The organism is Arthrobacter sp. E3, assembly GCF_017353415.1.
Classification (GTDB): Bacteria; Actinomycetota; Actinomycetes; order Actinomycetales; family Micrococcaceae; genus Specibacter.
Genome location: NZ_JAFMPX010000130.1, coordinates 1 through 267 on the forward strand (window position 1 = coordinate 1; position 267 = coordinate 267).

1 rRNA gene is annotated in these 267 nt (G+C 43.8%); it reads left to right on the forward strand.

Features of this window, described 5'->3' with window-relative positions:
• Positions 1–148: 148 nt before the first annotated feature.
• Positions 149–267, forward strand: a 23S ribosomal RNA gene (locus JMA46_RS16920); the annotation flags it as partial.

Genomic DNA, 267 nt, shown 5'->3' on the forward strand with positions numbered 1-267 from the left:
TTGAGAACTACATAGTGAACGCGAGCATCTTTATAGAGAAAGCAATTTCTTTTGAGTATGTTTGAACCTGGATCTGACACTGCTTTGTTGTGGTGTTGGTTTTCATGGTTCTCTCGAAAAATGAGTGTTATTGATCATGTATGTGTGTGGTCAAGTTTTTAAGGGCGCACGGTGGATGCCTTGGCATTAGGAGCCGAAGAAGGACGTAGGAATCTGCGATAAGCCTCGGGGAGTTGATAACCAAACTTTGATCCGAGGGTGTCCGAA